This window comes from Pseudoalteromonas sp. MMG005 (assembly GCF_018101015.1).
Lineage (GTDB): Bacteria > Pseudomonadota > Gammaproteobacteria > Enterobacterales > Alteromonadaceae > Pseudoalteromonas > Pseudoalteromonas aurantia.
The window spans coordinates 1-1,483 of record NZ_JAGJEK010000062.1 but is presented as its reverse complement, the minus strand read 5'-3'; the positions used below and the strand labels follow the sequence as shown (position 1 = coordinate 1,483).

Sequence of the window (1,483 nt, the reverse complement as noted above, 5' to 3'; positions counted from 1 at the left end):
CTCAAACAGCTCAAACAGCTCAAACAGCTCAAACAGCTCAAACAGCTCAAACAAACAAGCTACGCCTCGATACGCAAGTAGTAATGCCAAAAATAAACGAAAATCTTGTAAGTGTGCGTAAGCAGTTAACTGAACTAACCAAAAACAATACGTGTGACAACACCGTACAATGTCAGGTGATACCAGTAGGTAGTCGAGCATGTGGCGGGCCTAGTAGCTACCTTGTCTTCTCAAAAAAATACGCAAGCCCACATAAAGTATCCACACTAGCTGGTAAAATTACTCATTTAGAAAGCCAGTATAATGCAAAAAACCGTATGGTCAGTATTTGTCAGCACTTAACGCAACCAAGCACCCAATGTGTTGAAAACAAATGTGTTAAAATTGAAGGCAGTGCACAAGCGACTTACTAAGGAGCCATGATGAAAAGCATTGCTTACTCAATAACTATTTTACTCTTAGCTGGCTGTGCCAGCTCTCCTATGCTCAACTATAACAACGACGGCTCTTCCCCGTCATTGACAACTCTGATTGCAGATAAATCTTGTGATGCAAGCTTTCAATGTAAGGTACTCAGTATCGGAGAGCGCCCTGCTTGTGGTGGTCCTAGCGAATATTTGATCTATTCTAATAAAAGCTTAAACGAAGACCTTGTTGAAAAGATGGCTGCACAGATAACAAAACAAGAGCAGGTGAGTAATAAGCAACAAGCAAGTGTCGATGTATGTAAGCAAGTACTGCCTATTCAATCACTCTGTATTAATAAAAAATGTGAAGCATTCACGATCAAGTAACTACCTTATCAATTGCCCTACGAGTGACAATACAATTATCACTAGGGCACATCCACCCGCACGCCAAATATAAACAACATTAATTTCTTTCTTAATCCAATAATCGTAGAGAAAACGCGAAAAGTAAGTTGCCGATACCCCAAATAACGCAAAAGTCACTAGTAATAGTAATAGATAGTACGACACATCAACCCTTACATATACCTAATCAAGCCATCATCATAAAGCCATTAGCGCTACGATGTACATACTTAGATGTGGATACTTACTCCATGTTAGATAAATTTTTAGCCTGTATCACCGCGACATTTCGGTGTTTTATAGACATGCCGAGTTCTCAGTCTGCGACAGAAAATCGCGAGTATCGTTTTTGGGGGAGTTATACCTTGAACAAATACGCAGTAATTTATGAAGAACGGTGCCTAGTACGTAACTTATATATCAGTCGTAATGTTTCACGATTTATTTAAACGAGACGCCAATCAAGTGATCATGATTGGCGTCAGTAAGACAACGAGGTGGGCATCATCAAAACCCCACCTCTAAATAGAAACCTCCGTCTCTCTGAACTGGTTTCAGAGTCCATAGGGTTTTTATTCTAGGCTTTCTCTAAAGTTCTTCCCTAAATAGTTTGGACTTCCCAAACCCCAAACGCAAAAAACCCGTCGCATCTCTGCAACGGGTTTCTC

Annotated in this window: 3 protein-coding genes; all 3 read left to right on the top strand. The window is 40.3% G+C overall.

Annotation, left to right across the window (positions count from 1 at the left end; translation table 11 throughout):
- On the top strand, nucleotides 1-413 hold a 413-nt coding region (locus J8M01_RS23685; RefSeq protein WP_211059586.1), incomplete at its 5' end, for a hypothetical protein.
- Nucleotides 414-419: 6 nt separating this feature from the next.
- The gene (locus J8M01_RS23680; protein WP_247671267.1) at nucleotides 420-794 is read left to right on the top strand and encodes a hypothetical protein; all 375 of its coding nucleotides are present in this window, start codon (nucleotides 420-422) and stop codon (nucleotides 792-794) included.
- Nucleotides 795-1,066: 272 nt separating this feature from the next.
- Entirely contained in the window at nucleotides 1,067-1,264 is a 198-nt protein-coding gene (locus J8M01_RS23675) for a hypothetical protein (RefSeq protein ID WP_211059585.1), read from the top strand.
- The last annotated feature ends 219 nt before the right edge of the window (nucleotides 1,265-1,483 follow it).

What these genes read in the sequence shown, in the direction of transcription:
- J8M01_RS23680 (WP_247671267.1), top strand. Translation starts at nt 420, where the DNA reads ATGATGAAAAGCATTGCTTACTCAATAACTATTTTACTCTTAGCTGGC.
- J8M01_RS23675 (WP_211059585.1), top strand. Translation starts at nt 1,067, where the DNA reads ATGTTAGATAAATTTTTAGCCTGTATCACCGCGACATTTCGGTGTTTT.